We start from the raw sequence: 17,317 nt of genomic DNA on the forward strand, positions 1-17,317 counted from the left end.
CCCCCTAATCGCGCAGCTCGGTGCCGGTGATCTCGAGGAACACGTCGTTCAGCGTCGGCGGCTCGGCGTAGATGCGCCCGAACTGCGCGCCGTCACGCTGCAGCACGGCCAGCACGTCGCTTACGTTGTGCGTGCCGTTCTGGCAAGCCAGTTCCAGCGTGCCTTCGCGGTAGAGCGTGCGGGTGACATGGGGCAACGCGTCCAGGCGCGCCAACGTGGCTTCGTCCAGCTCGGGCACGTCGATCTGGATCTTCTCGCCCGTGCCGATCATGGCCTTGAGCTCGGCGTTCGTGCCCGTGGCCAGCGCCTGGCCGTGGTCCATGATCATGATGCGCGTGCAGATCTCCTCGACTTCCTCCATGTAGTGGCTCGTGTACACCACGGTGGAGCCTTGGCGGTTCATATTCTGGATGCCTTCGAGGATGGCGTTGCGGCTTTGCGGGTCCACGGCCACGGTAGGCTCGTCGAAGAAGATGAGCTCGGGCTTGTGCGCGATGCCGCATGCGATGTTCAGGCGACGCAGCAGGCCGCCCGAGAGTTTCCGCGGGCGGAACTTCTCGTAGTCCTCCAGGCCGACGAACGCGATGGCCTCGTCAACAAGGTCGCGGCGCTTCGCGCGGTCGTTCACATACAGCGCGCAGAAGTAGTCGATGTTCTCGCGCACGGTCAGCTCCTCGAACACGGCCACGTTCTGCGGCACGATGCCGATCCTGCGCTTCAAATCGTAGCTGGACGGGCGCATGGTCTGGCCGAACAACTCGATAGTGCCCTTGTCGTAGGTCAGCAGCTGCAGGATGCAGTTGATGGCGGTGGTCTTGCCCGACCCGTTCGGTCCTAAAAGGCCGAACACTTCGCCCGATTCGATGTGCAGGCTGAAATGATCGAGCGCCAGCACCTCGTTGTAGCGCTTGACCAAGTTGTCGACGGCTACGATGTTCATGGTTCCTCCTCGTGGCGGTTCCGTTCCGCGATTTCGTTGTCGGCACCATCATGCCCCTGTAGCGGTTTCCACGTAAGTGTGCGGCGTCATCGGTCTCAACCGGAGCCATGACATTTGTCATGGACCTCGTCCGGTTCGTCATTTTGTCGCGTCCTCGTGCCGCGCTGCGCCTTGCCGCCCGCTATACTGATGGCCATGGATCGGGTTATCGACGAAATCATCCTCGTTGCGCTGTGCTTGCTGCTTTTGCCGTTCGCGGCGTTCTCCGGCGCGCATGTCGCGGCGCTCCTGTGCGCCATCGTGGTGGCGTGCTGCTTCGACGTGTACCCGCATGCGCGGCTTCGCTTCGCGGCGGCGGGCGCGTACGAGCTGGCGGCGCTGTTCGTCCCGGAGTTCTCCGCGTTGCTGCCGGTCGTCGCGTACGTGCTGTTCGGCGAGCGGTTCTGGCTCGTGCGGCTGTCCTGGATCATGCCGCTGGCGGCCGCGCTGCGCACCCAGGACGTTCTGCTCGTCCCCGCGGCCGTGCTGTGCGCGGCTGCCTGCCTCATGGCGTGGCGCACGAAACGCGCGGGCGAGGAGCGCGAGCGCTACCGCGCCCTGCGCGACGAGCAGCAGGAGGCGTCGCTGTCGCTTGCGAACAAGAACCGCGAGCTCATGGCCGCGCAGGACTACGAGGTGCGCTTGGCCACCCTGTCCGAGCGCAGCCGCATCGCCCGCGAGATACACGACAACGTGGGTCATCTGCTCACAAGATCGGTGCTGCAGGTGGAGGCGTTGCAAGTGGTGCACGCCGACGACGAGTGCGTTCGCGGCGGGCTGGCATCGGTGGGCGCGACGTTGCACGAGGCCATGGACACGGTGCGCAAAAGCGTGCACGACCTGCACGACGATGCGTTCGATCTACGCGCGCGTCTGGAAGGCGTCATCGGCGCCTGCGGCTTGGACGACGTGCGCCTCGTGTACGACGTCCAGGATGTGCCGCTTCCCGTCGCCTACGGCGTGGTGGCCGTCGTCCGCGAGGCGCTGTCGAACGTGGCGAAGCACAGCGACGCCACGCGCGTCGACGTGTCGGTCATCGAATACCCGGCTCTCTACCAGCTCATCGTGCAGGATAACGGTTCGCGCGACGGTGCACGTTCTACGGCGGTGGATGTCCCGACCGCGCAGGCCGGCATCGGTTTGCAGACGATGGAGGAGCGTGTGAGCTCGCTGGGCGGGCGCCTGCGCACCGGCTACCGCAAAGGCTTCCGCGTGTTCGCCACCGTGCCGAAAGAACCGTCGAAGGAGAAATCATGATCAGGACGCTTATCGTCGATGACGACCCGTTCGTTCGGATGTCGCTGCAGACCATCCTCGAAGCGCAGGACGACGTGGAGGTGTGCGCGCTCGGCGCCGACGGCGACGAGGCGGTCGAGCTGTTCGAGCGCGAACGGCCCGACGTGTTGCTCATGGACATCCAGATGCCGGGCTCCGATGGCCTCGGCGCGGCCGAGCGCATCCTGGGCGCGCACAAGCACGCGCGCATCGTGTTCCTCACCACGTTCTCCGACGATGAGTACATCGTGCGCGCCCTGCGCCTGGGGGCGAAGGGCTACCTCATCAAGCAGGAAGTGGCCACCATCGCGCCGGCCTTGCGCACGGTCATGGCCGGTCAGAGCGTGCTTGGCGGCGAGGTGCTTGATCGCATGGACGTCCTTATGAGTCGAGGACCCGCATGCGCGGAGAACGCGCCGGGCGGCGAGATGCGCAGCGGCCTCACCGAGCGCGAATCTGCCATCGTGGAGCTGGTGGCCGAGGGTCTCGATAACAAGGAGATCGCCGCCAGGCTGTACCTCAGCGAGGGCACGGTGCGCAACCACATCAGCGCCATCCTCCAGAAGCTCGATCTGAAGAATCGCACCCAGCTGGTCGTCCGCTACTACCGCGACCGCTGAATGAGACAGGGGAATGAGACAAAGGGACGGGGGCTACTTGAACGCCGCTTCGAACAGCTCCTCGGCTTCTTTCTGCAGCTTCTCTTCGATGGCGAGGTACGTATCCAAAAGCTTGTTGCCGGCTTCGGTCAGGTCGCTGCCGTGAGCGCCGTCGCGGTTCAGCAGCTGCAAGTCGAGCGCCGCCTCGGTGTCCTTGATGATGCGCCAGGCCTTGCTGTAGGCCATGCCCATGCCCTTGGCAGCGGCGTTGAGCGAGCCGGTTTCGCGCACGCCCAGGCACAGGCTGGCGATGCCGCGGCCGAACAGAGAGCCGCTTTCGGCATCCGGGTTCATGATGGAAAGCCTGATCGTCGGCTTCAGGTTCGCAAGGTCGCTCATGGGATTCCGTCCTTTGCTTGTTGCTTGCGCATGCATGCGCGTCAGTCGTCCAGGTGCTCGAGGAAACGCAGTGCCGCCGCCTCGATGTCGTTCGTGCCGCCGTCGATGACCTCGTCGAAGCGGATGGGAAGCGCGTCCAGCTCAGCCAGGCCGTGGGGGATGTCGTCGACGCCCGTCTCGCGCGCGATCAGCTCGTTCAGCTTGCAGCCCGACAGCGCGGCCACGTCGTCGGGCAGCGGCGCGCCAGGCTCGATGCCGTGCAGCGCGCGGTACACGTTGTCGCCGAACTTGGCCCAGTGCGCCGTGCTCGCGATGAGCACGGGGTTCTCGCCCCGAAGGTTCTCGGCGGTCTGGTAGGCCACGGCCGTGTGCGGGTCCAACAGGTAGCCGTGCTGCTCGAACACGCGCTTGATGGTGTCCAGGCACGTGGCGTTGTCGATGGAGTCCGACGCGAACAGCTCCCGCACGCGGGCGAAGGTCTCTTCGTCCACGCGGAAGCGGCGCTGCCCGCGCAGGTCGGCCATCCAGCCGGCTATGGCGGCGGCGTCGCGTCCCGTGAGCTCGAACAGCTGACGCTCCAGGTTCGACGAAACGAGGATGTCCATGGACGGCGAGGGCGTCAGCACGAAGGGGCGCTCGGATATGTCGTAGGTGCCCGTGTTGATGAAGTCGGTGAGCACGCGGTTCTCGTTGCTGGCGCAGTACAGCATGCCCAGCGGCACGCCCATGCGCTTGGCGTAGTAGGCGGCCAGGATGTTGCCGAAGTTGCCCGTGGGCACGCATACGTCCAGCTCGTCGCCCAGGTTCAGTTTGCCGTCGGCCGCCAGCTGCGCGTAGGCCGACACGTAGTACACGATCTGGGGCATGAGGCGCCCCCAGTTGATGGAGTTCGCGCTGGAAAGAGCGATGCGGTGCTCGTCCTGCAGCTTCTTCGCAAAGGCCTCGTCGCCGAACACGTTTTTCGCGCCCGTCTGGCAGTCGTCGAAGTTTCCGCGCACGCCCCATACCTGCACGTTGCGCCCGCGCTGCGTGGCCATCTGCTTGAACTGGATGTCGCTCACGCCGCCGTCGGGGTACATGACGCCGATGGACACGCCGTCCACGTCGCGGAAGCCCTCGAGCGCGGCTTTGCCCGTGTCTCCCGAGGTGGCTACCAGGATGAGGAAGTCGTGGTCGAGCTTGCCCTGCTCGCGCAGCTGGGCGGCGCTTGCGGAGAAGAAACGCGGCAGGCACTGCAGCGCCATGTCCTTGAACGCGCTCGTGGGGCCGTGCCATAGCTCCAGCACGTGGGTGTCGGCCGAAAGCGACGTGATGGGGCAGATGCGCTCGTCGTCGAAGTTGTCGCCGTAAGCCTGGGCCATAAGCGCTTCGACGGTTTCGGCGGGCAGATCCACGTCGAACGCCCGATAGATGCGCGCCGCGCGCTGGGCGTACGGCAGCTCGGCCAGCGCTCCGATCTCGTCGAGGGAAAGCTCGGGGATGCGTTCGGGCACGTACAAGCCGCCGCCCGCGGCCAGGCCGTCGATGACGGCTTCCGTAAAGGTGACGGGGCGCTCGCTTTGCCCGCGCGTGTCGGAGTAGAGGTTTTGAGCCATGTCCTGCACTTTCATCCGTGTTCCGCCGAACTGGTATCGCGTCTCAGTATACTATGCTGGGAATTGTCCCGGCGGCAGAATCGGCGGAGGATCTTCACGCAATTTGCAAGCGGCCGCGTTCCCGCCCTGCTTGCTCGACCTGGGTTTCCAGGCGCCTTCCGTTCCGTAACGAATCAACCTGCGCCCCGCTGCCGCGGCGAAGCCCGGTACGCTGAGCGTCGTATGCGTTACGGAAGCGAGGTGCAGACGATGGGCGAGCCCGCGAACAGAGGACGACGATCCTCCTCCGGCGGCATGATGATGCACGGAGTGAACCTCAAGCGGCGGTTCTTCGTGAGCCTCGTGCTGGCGGTTCCCATCCTGCTGCTGTCGTCGCCGATGGGGCTCGCGCTGCCCATCACGCTGTCGTTTCCCGGCTCGGACTGGCTCGTGGCCGCGCTGGCCACGGTGCTGTTCGTCTACGGCGGCTGGCCGTTTCTGCGCGGCGCGGCGGACGAGGTGCGCAACCGCAAGCCCGCCATGATGACGCTCGTGGCGCTCGGCATCACCACGGCCTACGTCTACAGCATGTACGCGTTCGCCATGGGCAGCGTCGCGCACGACGGCGGCATGCACATGGACTTCTTCTGGGAATTGGCCACGCTCATCGTCATCATGCTGCTGGGCCATTGGATCGAGATGCGAGCCGTCATGGGCGCAGGGGACGCGCTCAAGGAGATGGCCGAACTGCTGCCGGCGCAGGCGCACGTGAAGCAGGCGGACGGCTCCTTCGCCGACGTGCCGCTCGACGAGGTGCAGGTGGGCCAAACCGTCATGGTGGAGGCGGGGGAGAAGGTGCCCGCCGACGGCGAGGTGACGGACGGCTCGTCGTCCGTCAACGAGGCGCTCGTCACGGGCGAGGCGCGCGCCGTGGAGGCGCATGAGGGCGACACGGTGTTCGGCGGCTCGCAGAACGGCGACGGCACGCTGTACGTGCGCGTCACCGGAACCGGCCAGTCGGGCTACCTCGCCCAGGTCATGCAGCTCGTCTCGCAGGCGCAGCAGGAGAAATCGCGCGCCGAGGTGCTGTCCGACAAGGTGGCGCGCTGGCTGTTCTACGCCGCCGTGAGCGTTGGTCTCGTCGCGTTCGTCGCGTGGCTCGCCGTCACCGGCAGCGTGTCGGACGCGCTCACGCGCATGGTCACCGTGTTCGTCATCGCGTGCCCGCACGCGCTGGGCCTGGCCATTCCGCTCGTGGCGGCGCGCTCGACCTCGCTCGGCGCGCGCAACGGCCTGCTCGTGCGCCGCCGACGCGCCCTCGAGGTGGCGCCGCGGGTGAACGTGGTGATGATGGACAAGACGGGCACGCTCACCGAGGGCGACTTCCGCGTGGCCGAGGTGCGCGCGGTGGGGAAGCGGAGCGCCCCCGCCGGTGACGCCTCCGACCGCCCCCAACGTCCCCGGCGCCCCCGCCGACGATCGCGCGCTCGCGCTCATAGCGGGCCTCGAGCAGTCGTCGTCGCACCCGCTGGCCGCCAGCATCGTGGCCGCCGCGCAGCAGCGCGGCGTGCAGCCTGCGGCCGTGCGCGACGTGCAGGCCGTGGCGGGCGTCGGCGTGAAGGGCGTGCTTGAAAATGGCTCGCACGCCCTCATCGCGAACGCGCGCTATCTGGACGAGCAGCGCATCCCCTACGATCGTTCCGCCTTCGACCAGCTGGCAGGCCGTGGCCTCACCGTCAGCTACCTCGTGATCGACGGCGAGGTGCGCGGCGTGGTGGCGCAGGGCGACCAGATCAAGCCCACCGCCCGCGAGGCGGTGCGACAGCTCAAGGCGCGCGGCATCGCGCCCGTGATGCTCACCGGCGACAACGAGGCGGCGGCCCGCGCCGTGGCGCACACGCTCGGCATCGACGAGTTCCGCGCCGGCTTGCTGCCCCAGGACAAGGTGCAGCTCGTGCAGCAGCGCCGCGATGCGGGCGACGTGGTGATGATGGTGGGCGACGGCATCAACGACGCGCCGGCGCTGGCCCGCGCCGACGTGGGCGTGGCCATCGGCGCGGGCACCGACGTCGCCATCGACTCCGCCGACGTCGTGCTCGTGAAAAGCGACCCCGAGGACATCGTGCGCCTGCTCGACCTCGGCACGAACACCACGCGCAAGATCAAGCAGAACCTCTGGTGGGGCGCCGGCTACAACATCGTGGCCATCCCGCTGGCGGCCGGCGTCCTCGCGCCGGTGGGCATCCTGCTCAGCCCCGCCGTGGGCGCGGTCCTCATGAGCCTGTCCACCGTCATCGTCGCCGTCAACGCGATGACCCTCAAAAACAAATGAGGCGACCGCGCCCCGCGCCCTGCAGCGTCCTCGTCCCAGTCCAACAATATGCGGAAAATGTTAGCTAAGGCTTCCATTCCCCGAGAGTTTGCTATAAGATACTTTTGTTACATGAAGCTAACTCGATGGGAGTCACCATGGACAACGCAACGGTTGCGAGCATGCAGGGAACGGTCGGTCGTACGGACGCAGGGTCTGCGCAGGGCATCGCCTGCCAGCAGATGCCGCTTTCGTTCCTGAAGGGCGGCGAGACGGGCACCATCGCGAAGGTGCGCGGTCGCGGCGATCTGCATCATCATCTGGAGAACCTCGGCTTCGTCGAGGGCGCGCAGGTGACGGTGGTGTCCGAGGCTGCCGGCGACCTCATCGTCGAGGTCAAGGGCATCCAGGTCGCGCTCAACCGCCAGGTCGCGGCGCATATCATCACGAACGCCGCCGCGTAGCACCTCCGCAAGCCACGCACGAGCACGAACGGATGTTTCACGTGAAGCATCTGCCGTGCCGTTTGGCGTGCGCGCATCGAGTTGGCATCACCGCAAGGAACCTCAAGGAAAGGAAACGGGGCATATGGCAGAAGTTCAAGATCGAACGCTGCGCGACGTGGCCATCGGCGACACCGCCACCGTCCGTCGCCTGACGGGCGAGGGCGCGCTCAAGCGTCACATCATGGACATGGGCATCACCAAGGGGACGAGCGTGTTCGTTCGCAAAGTCGCGCCGCTGGGCGATCCGATCGAGGTCACGGTGCGCGGATACGAGCTGTCGCTGCGCAAGAGCGAGGCGGAGAGCATCCTCATCGGCTGACGTTGCCAGGCGTGAGCGCCAGGTGACGAGGATAGAGGCGCCGCGGCGCTTCTTTTTTGGGACTGAGTTAGTAGCAGCTAACTTAAAAACGAGCCAACGGGGGATTGCAGACCCCCGACCGGCTTCGAAGCAGATGGAAAGGCTGATCATGGGAATTCGCATAGCGCTTGCCGGCAACCCGAACTGCGGCAAGACGACGATGTTCAACGATCTGACCGGCGCCAGCCAATACGTTGGCAACTGGCCGGGCGTGACCGTTGAGAAAAAGGAAGGGAAGTACACCCGCGACAAAGACGTGATCATCACGGACTTGCCGGGCGTGTACTCGCTGTCGCCGTACTCTCCCGAGGAGATCGTGACGCGCGACTACCTGTTGGACGGCGGCCCCGACGTCGTCGTGAACCTCGTGGACGCGACGAACCTCGAGCGCAACCTGTACCTGACCACGCAGATCCTCGATCTGGGCGTGCCCGTCGTGGTGGCGCTCAACATGATGGACCTCGTGAAGAAGAGCGGCGACAAGATCGACGTGGCCGGCCTGTCGAAGCAGCTGGGCTGCCCCATCGTCGAGACGACGGCGCTCAAGGGGCACGGCATGGCCGAGCTCATGGAAACCGCCGTCAAGGCGGCGAAGGCCGGCAAGCCCGCCGAGCCGAAGATGCCCTTCGACGCGCAGGTGGAAGAAGCCATCACGAAGATCGAGGGCATTCTGGGCAACCGCGTGTCTCCGGCAACCGCGCGCTGGTTCGCCATCAAGCTGTTCGAGGGCGAGGAGCGCACCGTCGCCAACATGAAGCTCAGCGCCGCCGACCTCAAGGCGGTCGAGGCGATTCGCGAAGAGGTGGAGAACAAGCTCGACGACGATGCCGAGAGCATCATCACGTCCGAGCGCTACAACGCCATCACGCACGTCATCGACAAGACGATGAAGCGCTCGCACAAGGGCATGACCACCACGCAGAAGATCGACCGCGTGGTGACGAACCGTTGGCTGGGCCTGCCCATCTTCGTGGTGGTCATGGCGCTCGTGTACTACCTGGCCATCTCCGTGGGCACGGGCGTGGTCACCGACTGGGCCAACGACGGCATCTCCGGCGACGGCTTCCTGTACACCGGCGGCGCGGCCTACGAAGAGGCCGTGGGCGAATGGGAAGGCGAGCAGGCCAACATCGAAGCCTACCTCGCCGCTGCTGAGGAAGACGGCATCGACGTGGAGGGCGCGACCGCGGCCCTCGAAGCCGAAGAGCCCACCGCTGCCGACGAAAGCGCCCTCGCCGCATTCCAGGAGGATGCCGAGAAGGCCGGCGTCGTCGGCATCGTCGAGGACGAGGAGACCGGCGAATCCGCCGAGGTGGACGCCGCGGCCTTTGCAACCGCCCTCGAAGCTGAAGAGCCCGACGCTTCCGACGGCTCGTGGGGCCTGTGGATTCCCGGTTTGGGAGCGGTCATCGGCAACGCCCTCGAGGCGGTCGACGTCGCGCCGTGGCTGCAGAGCCTCGTGATGGACGGCATCGTCGCGGGCGTCGGCGCCGTGATCGGCTTCATTCCCCAGATGATCATCCTGTTCCTGCTGCTCGCGCTGCTCGAAGGGTGCGGCTACCTGGCGCGCGTCGCGTTCATCATGGACCGTGTCTTCCGCCGCTTCGGCCTGTCGGGCAAGAGCTTCATCCCGATGCTCGTCGCGTCCGGCTGCGGCGTGCCCGCCGTCACGGCCACGAAGACCATCGAGAACGAGAAAGACCGTCGCATGACCATCATGACGACGACGATGATCCCCTGCGGCGCGAAGATGCCCATCATCGCGCTCGTGTTCGGTGCCATCGCCGGCGGCAACACCGAGGCTACCTGGTGGATCGCCCCGCTGTTCTACTTCCTGGGCGTCATCGCCATCATCATCTCCGGCATCATGCTGAAGAAGACCAAGATGTTCGCCGGCCCCACCTCGCCGTTCGTCATGGAGCTTCCTTCCTACCACATGCCCACGGTGAAATCCATCCTGATGTCCACGTGGGACCGCATCAAGGGCTACATCGTCAAGGCAGGTACGATCATCTTCCTGTCCACCATCGTCATCTGGCTGCTCATGAACTTCGGTGACGCGGGCGAGGGCTTCGGCTTGCTCGATACCGAGATGGACGACTACATCCAGTACAGCCTCATGGCGGGCCTGGGCAACGGCATCGGCTGGATCTTCGCGCCGCTTGGCTTCGGAGACTGGCAGGCAACCGTCACGTCCATCACCGGCCTCGTGGCGAAGGAGAACGTCGTCGCCACCGTCGGCATCCTGACCAGCCTGGGCGATGTGGGCGAAGCCGATCCCACCATGTGGGCCGCGTTCGCCGCCCTCTTTGCGGGCTCGGTGCCGGCCATCCTCGCCTTCTGCGCCTTCAACCTGCTGTGCGCGCCGTGCTTCGCCGCCATCGGCACCATCTGGCGCGAGATGGGCACCGCGAAGTGGACCTGGTTCACCATCGGCTACATGACCATCTTCGCGTGGTGCGTGGGATTGATGTTCTACCAGTTCGGCGGCTTGCTTACCGGCGAGATCGGCTTCAACGTGTGGACGGTCGTGGCCATCGTGGTCCTGGCCGGCATGCTGTTCCAGATTTTCCGCCCCATGCCCACCTTCGACAAGAAGAAGGACAAGGTCGCGGGCGAGCTTGAAGCCGAGGGCAGCGTCGCGTAGGCGAAGCGGCTTCGGGCCCGAGGGAACCCCCTCGGGCCTGTGCCCCGATGTTCCGAGAAAGGACGCGCTATGTTTGGTTTGGAGTTCACGCCGTCTACGGTGGTCGTCGCGCTCATCGTGCTGGCGCTCGTGTTCCTCGCGGTTCGCCGCTTGGTGCGCAACGGCATGTGCGATTGCCATAAGGGAGACGACGCGCACGGCGGATGCGCCGGAGGATGCGGCGGCTGCTCGGGCTGCGGCGCTGCCAGCGCCATGGTGGCCGACATGCAGAAGCGAGCCGCTGCGGAGTCGCACCGCTAACCGCCCCATACGCAGAGCGTCGTAACGCGATCAACGAACGGATGTTTCACGTGAAACATCCGTTTCGTCGTTTACGGGGGCAGAGGGCACGGGGGCAGGGGAGCGGGGATGCCGTGGTCGCCCCCCCCCCCACTCTCTCTCCGTAGCCGCCCCTCCCTCCGATATGTGGAGGAATTGTAAACCATGGTAAACTTCTATTGCCCCGCAGCAAAAGTTATCGTAGACTAACAATTGTCAGCGGGGCCGAGGAAATCGAACCCGCAGGCACCTCCTCTTTTTGCTGACACGGTGGTGGGGACTCTCCTCTCGTCTGGTCGTCCACCACACAGCACGCCGGCGAGGGACCCCCTTCCCTCGCCGGCTCCTCCAACACCCCTTGCACCGCCATCCGGTTTCAACTGGTTCCGCCTGTCGTGTGGTACCATGGAACGACGAACAAAAGGAGGGTTCCGTGGAAAAAATGTCCATGTCGCACGAGGACTACCTTGAAGCCATCGTGATGCTGGGAGGCACGACGGAGGTGTCGGTCAGGTCGGTCGACATCGCGACGAAGCTCGACGTGTCGAAGGCCTCGGTCAACAAAGCGATCAGCTCGCTCAAGGAAAAGGGTCTTGCCGACCAGCCCTATTACGGCGACATCACGCTCACCGAAGAAGGGTACGCCTACGGCATGTCGGTCCTCGACCGCCATCACATGCTGTTCACGTTCCTCACGAAGGCGCTCGGCATCCCCGAGGAGCAGGCCGAGAAGGAAGCCTGCCTCATGGAGCACGCCATCAGCGACGAATCGTTCAAAAAATGGAGTTCTTATATTAACAAGCTCGACCTGTAAGCGGGTTTCGCCCCGCTTTCCCTGACCGTTTTCCTCGGTCACGCGAGCATTCAACAAGTTCTTAACGACGCGCCCGCCCGCCCCGCCCTCGGTGGCAGGGCGGGCGTCGGTGTGGTATGCTTTCCCCAGCTTCTGCATTAAACAAACCAAACACGAAACACGATGCACAGAGGAGCCCCTTTCCTTGGCAACGCAGCCTTATATTCTCTCGTTTGACGAGGCGAAACGCGACACCCGTGCGCGCCGCCCCTCTTCTGCTGCGCCCGAATCGCGTCCCGTGATCCATTCCGTCGATGCCATCCCCGCATTCGAGTCGCCCTTCCGCCAGGCAGGCGAGGGGCGGGGGAGCGCGCGAACGGCGGCGCACGCGCGCCCGTCGGGCGCTGCGCGGCGATCGTCCGCGGGAGCCGGCGACGGTTCGTTCGCCCGCATATCGACGTTCGATCGTCCCGCAGGCCGTCATGCGGCGCCGCGTCCGGCGTCGTCGAGCTCGCGCCGTGCATCGAGCTCGTACGGCACGGGCCGCTTCTCCTCGTTCGACGAGCGCATCGAGGAACAGCCCGAAGAGGAAGTCGAAGAGCGCCGCCTGACCCGCAAGGAGCAGCGCAAGAAGGCGCGCGCCAAGAGCAAGGCCGAGCGCGCGTTCACCAAGCAGTTCGGCGGCTCGAAGCCGTCCGATGCCTCGCAATCGGGCCCGCGCGCCGCGGTGTACAAGGGCGAGATGGGCGCGAAGCACCGTCAGGCCGCGCGCATGCAGAACGCGGAGAGCCCGCAGGCTTCGGCGAAGCGCGGCTTCTCGCTGGGATCGCTCGCATCGCTCAAGTCGTCGCCGAAGTTCATCGCGAGCGCGGCCGTCGCCGTCTGCCTCGTGCTCTCGTGCGCCTTCCTGTACCCGCCGGCGCAGCAGTACTACCATGCGCTGCGCGAGCGCGACCAGCTGGCCGCCGAGTATGCGGCGCTCGAGGAGCGCAACGGCGCCCTCGAAAGCGACGTCTCGTCGCTGCAGACCGACGCCGGCATCGAGGATCGCGCCCACGAGCAGTTCGGATGGGTGAAGAAGGGCGAGGAGACGGCGAACGTGCGCGGCCTCGACCTTGACGAGGACGAGGCATCCACGTTCCGCGCCAACATCACGCCGGGCAGCGTCGAGGCGCCGGAGACGTGGTACTCGCCGTTCCTGGACGCCCTGTTCGGCGTCGAGTAGACCGAGGGAAGGGGTCGCCATGAGCGCCATCGCGGAGCCCGAGAGTACCGAAAGCGGTTTCCAGGCGGGCCGATACGCGGCCATCGACATCGGCACCGTGACGTGCCGCATGCTCGTGGCCGACGTGGACGAGGCGGGGCGGCTCCATGAGCTCGACCGCGAGTACACCATCACGAACCTCGGCGAGGGCGTGGACGCGACGGGCGTGCTGAAGCCCGCGGCCATGCAGCGCGTGGCCGATGCCGTGGCGCGCTTCCTCGACGTGCTGCGCGGGTTCGCCACGCCGGAACATCCCGCCATCACGACGAGGGCCATGGCCACGTCGGCCGCGCGCGACGCGCGCAACGCCGACGAGTTCGAGGCGCTGATGGCGGGCTTGGGCGTCACGCTGTCCGTCATCCCCGGCGAGCGCGAGGCGGCCCTCTCCTTCGCGGGCGCGTCGTGCGACTTCCGGGGGGAGCGCCTGCTCGTGGTGGACATCGGCGGCGGCTCGACCGAGGTCATCGCCGGGCGCGCGGGCAGCCGGCCCGATCGCTCGCACTCCTTCAACATCGGATGCCGTCGCGTGACGGAGAAGTTCTTCGCGGCCGATCCTCCCGGCGCCGGCGAGCTCGAACGGGCCCGCGCGTGGGTGGAGGAGGGGATGCGCCCCTACTTCGACGAGCTGCGCGGGGCGGGCTTCGCACCCGAGCGGCTGGTGGCGGTGGCCGGCACGGCCACCACGGTGGTGTCGATCCACGAGCGCATGGAGGTGTACGACACCTCCCGCGTGCATAAGGCCGTCATCACGCGCCCCATGCTCGACGGGGTGGCCGACCAGCTGGAACGCGTCCCGCTCGCGCAGCGCGAGCGCATCGTCGGGCTCGATCCGGGCCGCGCGCCCGTCATCGTGGCCGGCATGGTGATCCTGCAGACGGTGCTCGACCTGGCCGGCGTCGATTCGTTCACGGTCAGCGAATCGGACATTCTCCACGGCATCATTTTGGACGAAGCGGCGCGCTGAGGTCCCGCCGTCCGATAAAGTTTGCTACCATAGGGCCTGCTCGTTTTCAGCGGGCCGTCGCACGCGGGGGCGTGGCGGAATTGGCATACGCAGGAGACTTAAAATCTTCCGGCTTCGGCCTTGCGGGTTCGAGTCCCGCCGCCCCTACCACCTTGCGCTTCATGGTGCGGCGAGCGCCACGGAGGCGACGCCTCCCGCTTCCTACTCCTCGTCGTACGCTTCCAGCACGGCGGGCAGCGACGCGGTCACGACGTTGCCGACGGCCGGCAGCCCGATGAGCACCGCGCTGATCACCTCGTCGCGCGTGGCACCGTGCATCTTCGCCATCTTCACGTGGAACGGCAGGCCGCTGTCGAGACGGGCCGCCGCCATGACGGCGAGGTAGGCGAGAGCGGCGGTCTTGTCGTCGAGCGCGCTGGCCGCGCCGAGCGCCTGCACCGCCTCCGACCATGCCTGCTGGTGCTGCGGAGCCTCTTGGGCGAATGCCTGGAATGCGGGGCTGACGTTCATGGACGCCTCCTTCTCGCGCGGGATTTTCGATGCTCCCAGTGTAGCAAGCGAAGCGTCGCTTGACGCAAAGCGTTGCATACTCTCAACCTGATATGCGGAGAAACCCGGAAAAATAAGCCGCTGGCGCAGCGCACGGAAAGCGCCCGCTTTTCTTTGTGATACCATGTCGAGCGGATCATTCGCCCAGGCCTACAGAGAAAGTGCTATGGAGACAATCAACGAAATCATCGCAGCCGTAGAAGAACCTCCCGAGTCGTTCGAGCAGTACCTGACGTCGTACGCCGACCGCGTGGGCGACCTGGTGAACTCCTTCATCCCGAAGGGCACGCACGCGGACATGGACCGCTACCTGTACCAGCCGCTCATGGCGTACAGCCAGAACGGCGGCAAGCGCCATCGCCCGCTCATCTGCTTCGCGGCCTGTCGCGCCGTGGGCGGTGACATGGCGCGCGCGACCAGCGCCGCGGCCGCCATCGAGCACTTTCATACCGCGGCCCTCATCCACGACGACATCGCCGACGAGGCCGAGCTTCGCCGCGGCGAGCCGTGCATGCACCTCACCGAGGGCATGGGGCTGGCCATCAACGCGGGCGACCTCGCGCTGTCCCTCGTCAACGGCACGGTGGTGTCGGATGAGAACCTCGACGATGCCACGAAGGTGCGCGTCATCACCGAGCTCATCGACATGACCCGCCGCACCATCGAAGGCCAGGCGCTCGACATCGGATGGGCGCGTGACGGCCGCTACGACATCACGCCTGAAGACTACCTGGTCATGGCCACGCACAAGACCGCGCATTACTCCGGCGCGGTGCCCCTGGCCATCGGCGCCATCATCGGCGGCGGCACCGAGGTCGAAGTCGAGGCGCTGCGCAACTACGGCCTGGACACCGGCCTCGCGTTCCAGATCCAGGACGACCTGCTGAACCTCGTGGGCTCCGAGGAGAGCACGAAGAAGGACTTCCGCAACGACATCACCGAGGGCAAGCGCACGCTCATGGTGGTGCACGCGCTGCAGCACTCCGACGATCGCGACCGCCTCATCGACATCCTGTCGTCGAAGGAGAAGGACCAGGCCGTGCTCGCCGAGGCCGTCGCCATCATGGAGGCGTCCGGCAGCATCGACTACGCGCGCAACTACGCCGAGAACCTCACGAGCATCGCGAAGAACCGCCTGACCGACATGGTGCGCCCCTCCACGGCCCGCGACCTCCTCGTCTCCATGGCCGACTGGTTCGTCAGCCGCTTGAAGTGATCTGATCTACGTTTCGAGATGCACCTCATCAGGGCCCGGATTCGTCCGGGTCTTTTTTAGCGCGCCAACTCCTCCTGCACGAGGTCGATCAGCTCTTCGCGGCTGTGAACGTCCAGCTTCTGATGGATGTGGTTGATATGCGTTGACGATGTTCCCGGCGAGATGCACAGGGCCTTCTGCACGTACGTCATGTTGCGGCCCTGCGCCACCAGCTCGAGCACTTCGGCTTCCCGTGCCGTCAGACCGTAGCGCTCGGCAAGCGCGTGCGCCGCGGCGGCAGGGGTACTCTCGCGCTCGCGCTCCGCGGGGGCTTTCAGCCCGATGCGGCCGAGCATCACCGCGACGGTCAGGCACAGGATGGCGTAAGCGGCGAACATGATCAAAAGGATGTCGAAGTCGATGGCGATCTTCATGATGTCGAACAGGAGAATGGCCGCAGCGTAGCCGACGATCATGCCGATGAGGCCGAACGAACGTGTCCAGAACACGAAGGTGAACGATCCGATGTGAAAGTACTTCTTGGCATTGCTCGGGCCGACGCTGCAGATGATGGCCTCGCAGATGACGATGAACGCCACGACGGCCGGCAGCGTTTCCTGCAAACCGTAGCGAAGGAACGGCGGGAGCAGCAGACCGAGCGAGGCGAGCGGGATGAGCACGGTGGTGACGAGGGAGGCGTGCCGTTGCGGCAACAGCATCCAAACGCATCCTGCGATGACGAGGACGAGCACGGTCCATCCCGCGAGGAAGGGGTCGATGCCGGCGGGTATCATGAAGTTCTCGACGGTTCCGGTGCGCCGGTTCAAAAGCGAGAAGAAGCTGATCATGAATCCGAATACGAACAGGATGACGATGAGGTACAGGGGAAACGGAGGCTGGATCGTCACGCTGGGCGCAGTTCGTGCCGACGCGCGCGTTCGATAAGCGCCTAGTGCCGCCGAGACGACGGGCAACACCCCGCCGAACAGAATGGCCGATCGTGCGCCCAACTGTATGGATACGAGGACGATGACGATGGTGAGCAGGCTGCAGAGCGCTAGGAACAGCGGTCGCTCCTGGGAGGTCTCGGACGAGATATGCTCGCACCATGCGAGGACGAGGATGGCCGATGCGCCGCACGCGAACAAGCGCGACCAGGCGACGGGAACCATCTCGGGTGAGAGAAGGCTGACTGTCTGCAAAATACACGCGGTTCCGGAGCCCGCGAGCCCGAGGACGAACAGGTGCGACCCGTGCGCGCGAGGCCCCAACAACCCGACCGCGACCAAGGCGACGACGTTGCCGCATATCAGAGCAACGTTCTCCGGTGCCAGCCCGATGGACTCCGCAATCTTGATTTCCGACGACCCGAACATGATGGCGACGTATCCCCAGAAAAGCGCCGAGGCGAACGCATCGAGCGCGATGCCGCCTCTTTGAATGTCGGAGCGGGCCGGTTTGGCGACAACTCGACTCTTTTCTCCCCCTGTGGCTTGCTGCATTGCATTCTCCCCGGTGAGCTGCGTGTCAAATACTTTATATGATGGACAGATCCCCTTGCTGCGGCGCGTAAATCATATACCTTG

General features: G+C 65.7%; 16 protein-coding genes, 1 tRNA gene and 1 pseudogene. 13 read left to right on the forward strand and 5 right to left on the reverse strand.

Going from position 1 to position 17,317, the window contains the following annotated elements; translation table 11 throughout:
* Window positions 1-4 precede the first annotated feature (4 nt).
* Window positions 5-940, reverse strand: coding sequence for an ABC transporter ATP-binding protein (locus HMPREF1023_RS10050; RefSeq protein WP_009306174.1), 936 nt, complete (start codon window positions 938-940; stop codon window positions 5-7).
* Between the two features lie 195 nt (window positions 941-1,135).
* On the opposite strand from HMPREF1023_RS10050, the gene HMPREF1023_RS10055 reads away from it, so the two are divergent.
* Together HMPREF1023_RS10055 and HMPREF1023_RS10060 are read left to right on the forward strand one after the other, a co-directional pair.
* Window positions 1,136-2,236 (forward strand): sensor histidine kinase, encoded by a 1,101-nt coding sequence (locus HMPREF1023_RS10055; protein ID WP_009608067.1) that lies wholly within the window; start codon window positions 1,136-1,138, stop codon window positions 2,234-2,236.
* Complete coding sequence (locus HMPREF1023_RS10060) at window positions 2,233-2,874, forward strand: response regulator transcription factor (RefSeq protein WP_009306176.1); 642 nt, start codon at window positions 2,233-2,235, stop codon at window positions 2,872-2,874. The genes HMPREF1023_RS10055 and HMPREF1023_RS10060 overlap by 4 nt, the downstream gene beginning before the upstream one ends.
* 33 nt (window positions 2,875-2,907) lie before the next feature.
* Here HMPREF1023_RS10060 and HMPREF1023_RS10065 read toward each other — a convergent pair whose 3' ends face one another.
* A complete protein-coding gene (locus HMPREF1023_RS10065; RefSeq protein WP_009306177.1) occupies window positions 2,908-3,252 on the reverse strand; it encodes a winged helix-turn-helix domain-containing protein in 345 nt (114 codons plus the stop codon).
* Window positions 3,253-3,293: 41 nt separating this feature from the next.
* Complete coding sequence (thrC, locus tag HMPREF1023_RS10070; protein WP_226844571.1) at window positions 3,294-4,847, reverse strand: threonine synthase; 1,554 nt, start codon at window positions 4,845-4,847, stop codon at window positions 3,294-3,296.
* A 690-nt stretch (window positions 4,848-5,537) separates the two neighbouring features.
* Here thrC and HMPREF1023_RS16190 point away from each other — a divergent pair.
* The 10 genes and pseudogenes from HMPREF1023_RS16190 to HMPREF1023_RS10115 all read left to right on the forward strand — a co-directional run.
* A pseudogene (locus HMPREF1023_RS16190) lies at window positions 5,538-6,179 on the forward strand (HAD-IC family P-type ATPase); the annotation flags it as partial.
* Window positions 6,180-6,258: 79 nt separating this feature from the next.
* On the forward strand, window positions 6,259-7,158 hold the full coding sequence (locus HMPREF1023_RS16105; RefSeq protein ID WP_369707141.1) for an HAD-IC family P-type ATPase: 900 nt from the start codon (window positions 6,259-6,261) through the stop codon (window positions 7,156-7,158).
* 137 nt (window positions 7,159-7,295) lie between these two features.
* The gene (locus tag HMPREF1023_RS10080; protein ID WP_226844574.1) at window positions 7,296-7,601 is read left to right on the forward strand and encodes a FeoA family protein; all 306 of its coding nucleotides are present in this window, start codon (window positions 7,296-7,298) and stop codon (window positions 7,599-7,601) included.
* 124 nt (window positions 7,602-7,725) lie between these two features.
* Entirely contained in the window at window positions 7,726-7,962 is a 237-nt protein-coding gene (locus HMPREF1023_RS10085) for a FeoA family protein (protein ID WP_009306180.1), read from the forward strand.
* A gap of 148 nt (window positions 7,963-8,110) precedes the next feature.
* Window positions 8,111-10,648, forward strand: coding sequence for a FeoB small GTPase domain-containing protein (locus HMPREF1023_RS10090; RefSeq protein ID WP_009306181.1), 2,538 nt, complete (start codon window positions 8,111-8,113; stop codon window positions 10,646-10,648).
* Window positions 10,649-10,717: 69 nt separating this feature from the next.
* Window positions 10,718-10,948: a FeoB-associated Cys-rich membrane protein gene (locus HMPREF1023_RS10095; RefSeq protein WP_009306182.1), complete on the forward strand. Its 231-nt coding sequence runs from the start codon at window positions 10,718-10,720 to the stop codon at window positions 10,946-10,948.
* Window positions 10,949-11,399: 451 nt separating this feature from the next.
* On the forward strand, window positions 11,400-11,780 hold the full coding sequence (locus HMPREF1023_RS10100) for a metal-dependent transcriptional regulator (protein ID WP_009306183.1): 381 nt from the start codon (window positions 11,400-11,402) through the stop codon (window positions 11,778-11,780).
* A gap of 184 nt (window positions 11,781-11,964) precedes the next feature.
* On the forward strand, window positions 11,965-12,984 hold the full coding sequence (locus HMPREF1023_RS10105; protein ID WP_015760043.1) for a septum formation initiator family protein: 1,020 nt from the start codon (window positions 11,965-11,967) through the stop codon (window positions 12,982-12,984).
* A gap of 19 nt (window positions 12,985-13,003) precedes the next feature.
* The gene (locus HMPREF1023_RS10110; protein ID WP_009306185.1) at window positions 13,004-13,987 is read left to right on the forward strand and encodes a Ppx/GppA phosphatase family protein; all 984 of its coding nucleotides are present in this window, start codon (window positions 13,004-13,006) and stop codon (window positions 13,985-13,987) included.
* Window positions 13,988-14,052: 65 nt separating this feature from the next.
* Window positions 14,053-14,137, forward strand: a tRNA-Leu gene (locus HMPREF1023_RS10115).
* Between the two features lie 51 nt (window positions 14,138-14,188).
* On the opposite strand, the gene HMPREF1023_RS10120 is transcribed toward HMPREF1023_RS10115, so the two are convergent.
* On the reverse strand, window positions 14,189-14,497 hold the full coding sequence (locus tag HMPREF1023_RS10120) for a carboxymuconolactone decarboxylase family protein (protein WP_015760044.1): 309 nt from the start codon (window positions 14,495-14,497) through the stop codon (window positions 14,189-14,191).
* A gap of 205 nt (window positions 14,498-14,702) precedes the next feature.
* Here HMPREF1023_RS10120 and HMPREF1023_RS10125 point away from each other — a divergent pair, with 205 nt between their 5' ends.
* Window positions 14,703-15,752, forward strand: a complete 1,050-nt coding sequence (locus HMPREF1023_RS10125) for a polyprenyl synthetase family protein (RefSeq protein ID WP_009306187.1) — start codon at window positions 14,703-14,705, stop codon at window positions 15,750-15,752.
* Window positions 15,753-15,808: 56 nt separating this feature from the next.
* On the opposite strand, the gene HMPREF1023_RS10130 is transcribed toward HMPREF1023_RS10125, so the two are convergent.
* Window positions 15,809-17,233 (reverse strand): helix-turn-helix transcriptional regulator, encoded by a 1,425-nt coding sequence (locus HMPREF1023_RS10130; RefSeq protein WP_009306188.1) that lies wholly within the window; start codon window positions 17,231-17,233, stop codon window positions 15,809-15,811.
* Window positions 17,234-17,317: the final 84 nt, after the last annotated feature.

Source organism: Eggerthella sp. 1_3_56FAA (assembly GCF_000185625.1).
Classification (GTDB): Bacteria; Actinomycetota; Coriobacteriia; order Coriobacteriales; family Eggerthellaceae; genus Eggerthella; species Eggerthella lenta.

Excerpts from the sequence above, each read along its gene's own strand:
- HMPREF1023_RS10050 (WP_009306174.1), bottom strand. The coding sequence starts at position 940 with ATGAACATCGTAGCCGTCGACAACTTGGTCAAGCGCTACAACGAGGTG.
- HMPREF1023_RS10055 (WP_009608067.1), top strand. The coding sequence starts at position 1,136 with ATGGATCGGGTTATCGACGAAATCATCCTCGTTGCGCTGTGCTTGCTG.
- HMPREF1023_RS10060 (WP_009306176.1), top strand. The coding sequence starts at position 2,233 with ATGATCAGGACGCTTATCGTCGATGACGACCCGTTCGTTCGGATGTCG.
- HMPREF1023_RS10065 (WP_009306177.1), bottom strand. The coding sequence starts at position 3,252 with ATGAGCGACCTTGCGAACCTGAAGCCGACGATCAGGCTTTCCATCATG.
- thrC (WP_226844571.1), bottom strand. The coding sequence starts at position 4,847 with ATGGCTCAAAACCTCTACTCCGACACGCGCGGGCAAAGCGAGCGCCCC.
- HMPREF1023_RS10080 (WP_226844574.1), top strand. The coding sequence starts at position 7,296 with ATGGACAACGCAACGGTTGCGAGCATGCAGGGAACGGTCGGTCGTACG.
- HMPREF1023_RS10085 (WP_009306180.1), top strand. The coding sequence starts at position 7,726 with ATGGCAGAAGTTCAAGATCGAACGCTGCGCGACGTGGCCATCGGCGAC.
- HMPREF1023_RS10090 (WP_009306181.1), top strand. The coding sequence starts at position 8,111 with ATGGGAATTCGCATAGCGCTTGCCGGCAACCCGAACTGCGGCAAGACG.
- HMPREF1023_RS10095 (WP_009306182.1), top strand. The coding sequence starts at position 10,718 with ATGTTTGGTTTGGAGTTCACGCCGTCTACGGTGGTCGTCGCGCTCATC.
- HMPREF1023_RS10110 (WP_009306185.1), top strand. The coding sequence starts at position 13,004 with ATGAGCGCCATCGCGGAGCCCGAGAGTACCGAAAGCGGTTTCCAGGCG.
- HMPREF1023_RS10120 (WP_015760044.1), bottom strand. The coding sequence starts at position 14,497 with ATGAACGTCAGCCCCGCATTCCAGGCATTCGCCCAAGAGGCTCCGCAG.
- HMPREF1023_RS10125 (WP_009306187.1), top strand. The coding sequence starts at position 14,703 with ATGGAGACAATCAACGAAATCATCGCAGCCGTAGAAGAACCTCCCGAG.
- HMPREF1023_RS10130 (WP_009306188.1), bottom strand. The coding sequence starts at position 17,233 with ATGCAGCAAGCCACAGGGGGAGAAAAGAGTCGAGTTGTCGCCAAACCG.